The organism is Hominiventricola filiformis (assembly GCF_020686965.1).
Classification (GTDB): Bacteria; Bacillota; Clostridia; order Lachnospirales; family Lachnospiraceae; genus Hominiventricola; species Hominiventricola filiformis.
On record NZ_JAJEPS010000007.1, the window covers coordinates 167462 to 175554 of the forward strand.

Sequence of the window (8093 nt, forward strand, 5' to 3'; positions counted from 1 at the left end):
TGAATTTCAGGAGCCCCAATTTCATGACCTACAATAATATCATGAATATCTTAAGGCAGATTGCTGTATATGGAATTCTTGCCTGTGGAATGGCATTTACCATGATGACCGGAGGAATTGATCTGACGGTTGGTTCTATAGCGGGTGTGTCAGGAGCTGTTGTGGCACGGCTGATGGTAGAAAGTTCAGTACCTCTTCTTCTTGCGATGCTTGCAGGAATCCTCATAGGTGCGGCTCTTGGACTCATTTGCGGAACAACAATCGCATATACAGGAATTCCGCCTTTTATTATGACTCTTGGATTTCAGATAACATTAAGAGGTGTTTGCTATCTGATTACAGAAGGAAAACCGATTGGTAACCTTCCGGAAAATTTGCTCTTCCTGGGATTGGAATCTATTGCTGGTATTCCTGTTCCGATTTTCTTCCTCGCAGGAACATTTGTTGTGGTGGGAATTATACTTTCAAGAACATCTTTTGGACGATCCGTATATGCGGTTGGTGGTAATTATCAGGCTGCGCATCATTCGGGAATTAATGCGAAAAGGGTTATCATGTTCTCCTATATGATCAGTGGAATTTGTTCAGCACTGGCAGGCATTATTTTGGCAGCAAGAAATGCTTCCGCACAGCCGACAGGAGGAAATACCTTTGAGACAGAAGCAATTGCTGCATGTGCTATGGGAGGTGTATCTTTCAGCGGCGGAACTGGTGCGGTACCTGGAATCTTCTTTGGAGCTTTACTGATGGGAATTATTAATAACAGTATGAATCTTATGTACATAGATTCCTATTGGCAGCAGGTTGTAAAAGGACTGATTATTGTTGGTTCTGTACTCTATTCTATCTACAATAGTAAAACCAAATAAACTTGAACTCAGGTGCACAGCACTAAAAAGATAATTTAAGGAGGATGTTACATGAAAACGAAACAGGTAGGATTATTAATGGCGGCGGTGATGGCAGTTTCCATGATTGCAGGATGTGGAGGGAGTAAAGAAGCTTCAACAGCAACTGATACTTCAAATGAAGCAGCAGCTGATCAGCAGGAAAACGATTCCCAAGACGGAAAATATACGATTGCAATGATTACCTATTCTCTGGCAGAGGAATTTGGCGTGGATGCTCTGAAAGGAGCTCAGGAAAAAGCAGCCGAATTAGGTGTGAATCTGGTGTACCAGGATCCGGCAGCAGATATGCAGAAAGATATTGCAATCATGGAGGATTTGATTACACAGGGAGTTGATGCGATCTGTATTTCACCAATTGATGCGCAGGCAATTGCTCCGTATATTGATAAAGCAAGAGAAAATGGAGTTGTTGTAGTAAACTGGGATATTGAAACACAGGCAGAGGTTGATGCAAAAGTTTTAACAGATAACTTTGAAGGTGGAGCATTAGGTGCAGAATACCTTGTGGAAAAAATGGGAACACAGGGAAAAGTGCTTGTTGTAACGGACCTGGAGTCAGTTACAAGTACATATGAAAGAAATAAAGGTTTTGAAGATAAAATGGCAGAAATTGCACCAGATGTAGAAATTGTTGAACAGCTTTCAAGTGGAACAAGAGATACCCATAGAACAACTGTCGAAAATATGCTGCAGGCACATCCTGATATTACTGGTATTTTCTGTGCAGATGGAGACCGTACACTTGGAGCATATGTAGCATGCCAGGCAAATAACAGACAGGATGTATTAATTGCGGGATATGATGCAACACCGGAACAGAAGGAAATCATGCAGCAGGATGGCGCAGAGTGCAATATGATTTGTGCAACCAATTTACATCCGGATAATCTTGGAAAAGTTTCCACAGAAATTGCTTATAAGATTCTTGAAGGAGAAGAAGTTCCGGAACTTACAATGTCAGATATTGATCTTATGAAAGCAGAAGATGTAGCAGCAGGAAAGTAATGAGGAATTAGAAATGAAGTTTTCTTTCTTAACATATCAATTTGCACGCTATCCATTAGAATATTGTTTCTATATGGCAAAAGAATATGGTTTTAATGGCGTAGAAGTCTGGGGCGCGAGACCACATGCATATGCTTATGATATGGATAACACAATGATTCGTCAGGTAATAGACTGGAAGAAAAAGTACGGAATCGAAATATCAATGTTTACGCCTGAAATACTTGCCTATCCTTATAGCCTTACTTCGGCAAGCTTGAAAGAACGTCAGGAAACAAACGAGTATTTGATTAAGAGCGTTGAGGTGGCTGCTGCAATAGGAACAGATAAAATGCAGATAACTGCAAAGCATCCGGGTTATGGAAGAGACAGAGAAGAAGTGTGGGATGTCTTGACAGAAGGCGTAGGAAAATTATGTAAGCGTGCAGAAGAACTGGGTGTTGATATTATTCTCGAGTCATTGTCACCTTCTGAAGGAAATACGATTACCAACGCAGATGATATCGTAAAATTACAAAAGAGGGTAGGAAGTAAAGCTTTATGTACAATGATAGATGTTGTTCCACCATTTATTGCCAATGAACCGTATTCAGAGTACTTTGATAAATTAAATGGAACTATGAAATATGTTCATATTTGTAATAGTGATGGGGCTACAGAATTTCACATGCAGTTAGATGATCCTAAAGGAGTTCTTCCGTTAATTGATTTCTTCAGAATATTGAAAAGAAATAAGTACGATGGATGGTGCTCAACGGAGCTGCTTGCTCCATATTTTAGAGATCCAGAACTTTATTTATCGCAGTCCATGAGAGCAATTGAATATATTTGTAAAGAAGCTCAAATCGTAAAAGAAATTTAAGCATTTGATATTGAGATTATCTCAAAAATTTGAATCAAATGTATAAGGAGGAAATATGAAACTTACAGCACAGGAATTCGGACGGATGGTTGATGGAGCTTGCATCACAGCAACAATGTCATTTTCTTCTCAGGTAGATTTGGCAGAAGCGGCAAAGAAATACGAATTTAAGCAGGTATATGGTTTTGCATCTTACTATGATTATCTGCTTAAAGAATTAAAAGGAACTAAGACAGGAGTCGGAGGCGGCGTTGGATCATCCCTTGGAGCCGGTACCGAAAGAACAGAAGTAAAGGTTTTTGAGGCTCAGACATATATGAATATGGGCATGGATGAAATCGATATGTGGATGAATATAGCTGCATTAAAAAACAGCGAATTTGACTATGTTTTAAAAGACATTCAGGCAGTACGTAATGTGGTTCCGAAAGGACATAATCTGAAGGTTATTATTGAACCTTGTACATTAACATCTGAACAAATTGAAACCGCAGTTAAATTAGTTGTAGAAGGTGGCGCTGATTTTGTAAAAGCAGGAACAGGCTTTTTGGGAGCATGTACATTGGAACATGCCAGACTCATGCTCAGAGCAGCAGATGGTAATGTAAAGGTAAAATGCTCAGGCGGAATTCGTGAACTCGCTGTTGTAAAAGAAATGTATGATATGGGAGTTGCACGGTTTGGAATGGGTGTAAAATCTGCGGAAAATATTATTCGTCTTTTGAAAGAGGAGGAGTAACAGCGTATTTATGATACCTTGCATTTTGGCTCATGATCTTGGAACATCAGGAAATAAAGCTTCTTTATTTGATTTTAATGGAAAACTTATAGGAAGTACAGTTGTCTCTTATTCAGTCTATTATCCAAGGCGCGGATGGGCAGAAGAAAGACCGGAAGACTGGTGGAATGCTGTTTGTCAAGCAACAAAAAGTGTATTAGAGATGGTTCCAGATGCAGAAGTTTCAACGGTGGCTGTTACTGGTCAAATGATGGGATGTCTTGCCCTTGATAAAGAGGGCAAGACACTTGGAAATAGTATTATATGGTCTGATTCAAGAGCAGAAGCTGAGAGTGAAAGACTTGTTCGGCAATTAACAAAAGAAGGTTATCAAAAAATAACAGGACAACCACCAAGTGCGTCATACACTTTACCCAAAATTCTCTGGCAAAAAGAACATATGCCAGAAATATATCGAAATGCATCTGTTTATATTCAGGCGAAAGACTATATCAATTATTGTCTGACAGGCGTGATTGCAACAGATCCAACGGATGCGGCATATACAATTGCCTATGATATACAAAAAAAACAATGGTCAGAAGAAATTCTTAATTGTGCAGAAATAAACAAGGATAAATTTCCGGAAGTTTTTCAATGTGAAACTGTTATTGGAAAAGTAACAGCATCGGCAGCAAAGCAGTGCGGATTGAAAGAAGGAATTCCTGTGGTTGTAGGAGCTGGGGATGGTTCTGCAGCTCATTTAGGAGCGGCATGTACGGAGCCTGGAGATACATATTTGTGTCTTGGCAGTTCTACATGGCTTGTCACACAAACAGATAGGCTTATTTTTGATGAAAAAGGAAGAATGCAATCAGAACCGCATGTAATAAAAGACCAGTTTGTGTATACCGGAACTATGCAGACAGGAGGTATGGCATATTCGTGGTCAAGAAATGCGTTTCAGGATACGCCGATACCCTATGAAAAATTGGAAAAAATGATCGGAGAAAGTCCTGCTGGAGCACGAGGCCTTCTTTTTTTGCCATATTTAATGGGAGAGCGTTCTCCGTGGTATGATTTTGATCTGAATGGAGCCTTTTTAGGAATTCGACAAGGAGTACAGCCAGGGGATTTTTATCGTTCGGTTATGGAAGGTGTAGGACTGAATTTGAAAATCCTTCTTAAAATTATCGAAGAATCTGTAGCGGTTAAGAATATTGTGCTTATAGGCGGAGGCGGCAAGAGCAATGTCTGGAGACAAATATTGGCTGATATTTTTCAAAAAAACATACTATTGCCGGAGAATATGGAAGCAGGAACAAGTATTGGCGGTGCGATTATTGCCGGTGTAGGTACAGGGATATTTGATAGTTATTCAGATGCAAAAAGATTCATTAAAGTAGAAAACGAAGTTGTTCCGGATGAGAGCAAGAGTTCTTTGTATGAGAAAAAACTACAGATTTTTGAAAATGCCTATTATGCATTAAAAGAAATTAATAAAGAAATAAAAAATTCACAATAGTACTTTACAAAACTTGTATTATGATGTACTATAACATTATCAAATATATTAAACAAGGAGAATGAAAGAATGTTTAATTTTAATGTGGAGAGATACGAGAAGGTTGTTAATGATGCTATTGCATTAAGACCGCAGATTGAAAAGGCAGTAGACGAAATCTGCCAGCAGGGATTTAGTAATCTGTTTTTTATTGGATGTGGTGGAACATATGCACACTCCCTGCCGATGATGTATTGGCTGGATACTGCAAGTAATATTGAACATCACTCTGTGATCGCTGCTGAGTTTATGGCAATGGGTCATAAGAGATTTACAAAAGACAGTGTATGTATCTTCTCTACCAGAAGTGGAAATACGAAAGAAATTGTTGCTGCTGCAAAATTCTGTAAAGAAGCTGGTGCTAGAACGCTTGTATATGTATCAAATGATAATACACCGGTTTGCGAATATGCTGATTATAAATTCTTCAGTTTTGCAGAAGATGATTGCTTATGTGAAGCAATTTATACATACATGTTTGCTCTTGTAGGACGGTTTATGAAAAATGCAGGCGAGTTTGACAAATATGATGAGTTTATGAGTCAGTATGCAAACATTGTTCCGTATCTTCTGAAAGCGAAAGAAAAATATGAAGATAAATGTGCAGTAATGGCGAAAGAACATAAAGATACAGATTATCATATGGTAATTGGTTCTGGAATGCTCTGGGGCGAGGCATACGATTATGCAATGTGTATTCTGGAAGAAATGCAGTGGATCAGAACGAAATCAATTCATGCAGCTGAGTATTTCCATGGAACACTTGAACTTGTGGAAAAAGATACTTCCTTAATTCTGTTCTATGGCGAAGATGAAACAAGACCGCTTATGGATCGTGTATTGAATTTTAGTAAAAAAATCACAGATGTAATCAATGTATTTGATACAAAAGATATTGAACTTCCGTTTACAGATCAGGAATACAGAAAGATTGTTTCTCCGATGGTAATGTATGCAATAACAGAAAGACTGAGCTGCCATTTGGAAAAAGAGAGAAATCATCCTCTCACAACCAGAAGATACTATCGTCAGATGGAATATTAAAATACGAAATAGAATTTCCCCGAGCGTATGCCCGGGGAAATTAATTTAGGAGGAAAATTTGAAATATAAAATACTTATATTAGATTTAGATGGAACATTAGTGAATTCTCAAAAGAAAATAACGGATGAGACAAAAGCAGCATTAATAGAGTATCAGGAAAAAGGAGGAACCGTTATTTTAGCATCGGGAAGACCGGTTTATGGAATAATTCCTCTGGCTGATGAACTCAAACTGCATAAATATGGAGGTTATATTATTGCCTTTAATGGAGGAACTATTATAGAATGCAGTAGTATGAAATCCATATGGGAAAAATGGATGCCAGGAAAATCTATCACATTTTTATATAAGTTTGCTATGGAACATGAAATTGGAATTGTTACATATGAGGATGAGAATATTATTACGGAAACACCAGAGAATGAGTATGTTTTGGAAGAACAGAAAATAAATAAGATGACTATTAAAAAAGTAGATTCCTTCTGCGACTATGTAAAATTTCCTGTGACAAAGTGTTTGATGGTCGGAGATGGCGATATATTGGAAAACATTGAAACAAAATTGAAAGAAGAAGTTGGGCAGATGTTGAGCATATGTAGATCTGCTCCTTATTTTCTCGAAATTATGCCATTGAACATTACTAAGGATGGTGCACTGTCCTGGTTGAGCAAGTATTTAAAAGTAGATAGAACTTGTATGGCAGCATGCGGAGATGGTTATAATGATCAATCAATGCTGGAATATGCAGGACTGGGTGTGGCGATGGGAAATGCACAGGAATGTGTGAAGGAGATAGCACAGATAGTCGCACCTGATAATGATCATGAAGGCGTTGCATGGGTAGTACATAAATTATTAAATGAAAAATGAATTTCTGTAAAATAAAACTGCCACCAGCTTTCCGGTTGGTGGCAGAAATATTTGATTGGTAACCTGTTAAAAATAGAATTTCAAATGTTGTGTATTATATAATTGCTTAGAAAGAAAAGACGGATTTTCGAGCAAATCTTTATGGATGTCTTTGAATAGAAGCAAAGGAGTATTAGGTTTAAGTTCTAGCAGTTTACTCTCTTCTGAAGTTGGAAAGCAGGTTTCAAGAGTTCTTTCACTTACGTAAAAGTTGTAATCATGTTTTTTTAGTATTTCAAAAAGGGAGCCATTGAGATTTTCGTCGAAAAGGTACGAGAATGAAGCGGGATAATGATTTATTTCAATCATGGTAGGGTGATTATCGACAAATCTAAGCCGTTTACTGCAGATAATTCTATCATCATTTTTTAGATGCCAGAATTTCATTTGGCTCTGGGAAGGATATACCCACTCAATACTCAATAATTTAGTCGATGGCTTTTTTCCTGCTAAAACACAGGAACGATTGAATCCGATGTTATCATTGGCCGGATGACTCACTTTTGGCAGTGCAACAAAAGTACCTTTTCCTTGTGAACGTTCTAAAATGCCATCTTCCACTAATTCACTAATTGCGGCACGTACAGTGATACGGCTGACTCCAAATTGTTTCATGAGCTCAGCTTCTGATGGCAATTTGTCCCCGAATTTTAATTCTTGCCGAGCAATCTGATCATTCAGAATGTCTAAAACCTGTTTATAGAGAGGAACAGGACTATTGGGATTAATTGATGCCATAATTCAACTCCTTTGATATATTCTTTAAAGTTATTATATCATCATATGACAAGTTAGGCAAATAGAAAATGTAAAAAAATTGAAAAAAGGTGTTGACATATGCGAAAACATTTGGTATTATAACTAAGCTGATTGCGAAAGCGGTCAACACAAAAGTCTGAGAGATCAATTACAACAAAAACTTTTTAAAAAAAGTTAAAAAAGTTGTTGACAAGATTTGAAAGACATGATATTATATCAAAGTTGCTGCTGAGGCAACGAGATAAACAATGAACCTTGATAATTAAATAGTGCTTTAAAGATCTTCGAAAATTCTTTTTGAAAATTTTTAAACGAACAGC

Annotated in this window: 8 protein-coding genes; 7 read left to right on the top strand and 1 reads right to left on the bottom strand. The window is 37.6% G+C overall.

Features of this window, described 5'->3' with window-relative positions:
- The first annotated feature begins 23 nt into the window (after positions 1-23).
- The 7 genes from LKD36_RS09140 to LKD36_RS09170 all read left to right on the top strand — a co-directional run bounded on the left by LKD36_RS09140 (position 24) and on the right by LKD36_RS09170 (position 6975).
- Positions 24-869, top strand: a complete 846-nt coding sequence (locus tag LKD36_RS09140) for an ABC transporter permease (RefSeq protein ID WP_308459443.1) — start codon at positions 24-26, stop codon at positions 867-869.
- 51 nt (positions 870-920) lie between these two features.
- Entirely contained in the window at positions 921-1916 is a 996-nt protein-coding gene (locus LKD36_RS09145) for a sugar ABC transporter substrate-binding protein (protein ID WP_308459444.1), read from the top strand.
- Positions 1917-1929: 13 nt separating this feature from the next.
- Positions 1930-2778, top strand: coding sequence for a TIM barrel protein (locus LKD36_RS09150; protein ID WP_118770910.1), 849 nt, complete (start codon positions 1930-1932; stop codon positions 2776-2778).
- 55 nt (positions 2779-2833) lie between these two features.
- Positions 2834-3517: a deoxyribose-phosphate aldolase gene (deoC, locus tag LKD36_RS09155; protein ID WP_308459445.1), complete on the top strand. Its 684-nt coding sequence runs from the start codon at positions 2834-2836 to the stop codon at positions 3515-3517.
- A 10-nt stretch (positions 3518-3527) separates the two neighbouring features.
- A complete protein-coding gene (gene xylB / locus LKD36_RS09160) occupies positions 3528-5021 on the top strand; it encodes a xylulokinase (RefSeq protein WP_308459446.1) in 1494 nt (497 codons plus the stop codon).
- A gap of 69 nt (positions 5022-5090) precedes the next feature.
- A complete protein-coding gene (locus LKD36_RS09165) occupies positions 5091-6104 on the top strand; it encodes an SIS domain-containing protein (RefSeq protein WP_118770907.1) in 1014 nt (337 codons plus the stop codon).
- Positions 6105-6162: 58 nt separating this feature from the next.
- Positions 6163-6975: a Cof-type HAD-IIB family hydrolase gene (locus LKD36_RS09170; protein WP_118770906.1), complete on the top strand. Its 813-nt coding sequence runs from the start codon at positions 6163-6165 to the stop codon at positions 6973-6975.
- A 66-nt stretch (positions 6976-7041) separates the two neighbouring features.
- Here LKD36_RS09170 and LKD36_RS09175 read toward each other — a convergent pair whose 3' ends face one another.
- On the bottom strand, positions 7042-7752 hold the full coding sequence (locus LKD36_RS09175) for a GntR family transcriptional regulator (protein WP_118770905.1): 711 nt from the start codon (positions 7750-7752) through the stop codon (positions 7042-7044).
- Positions 7753-8093 lie beyond the last annotated feature (341 nt).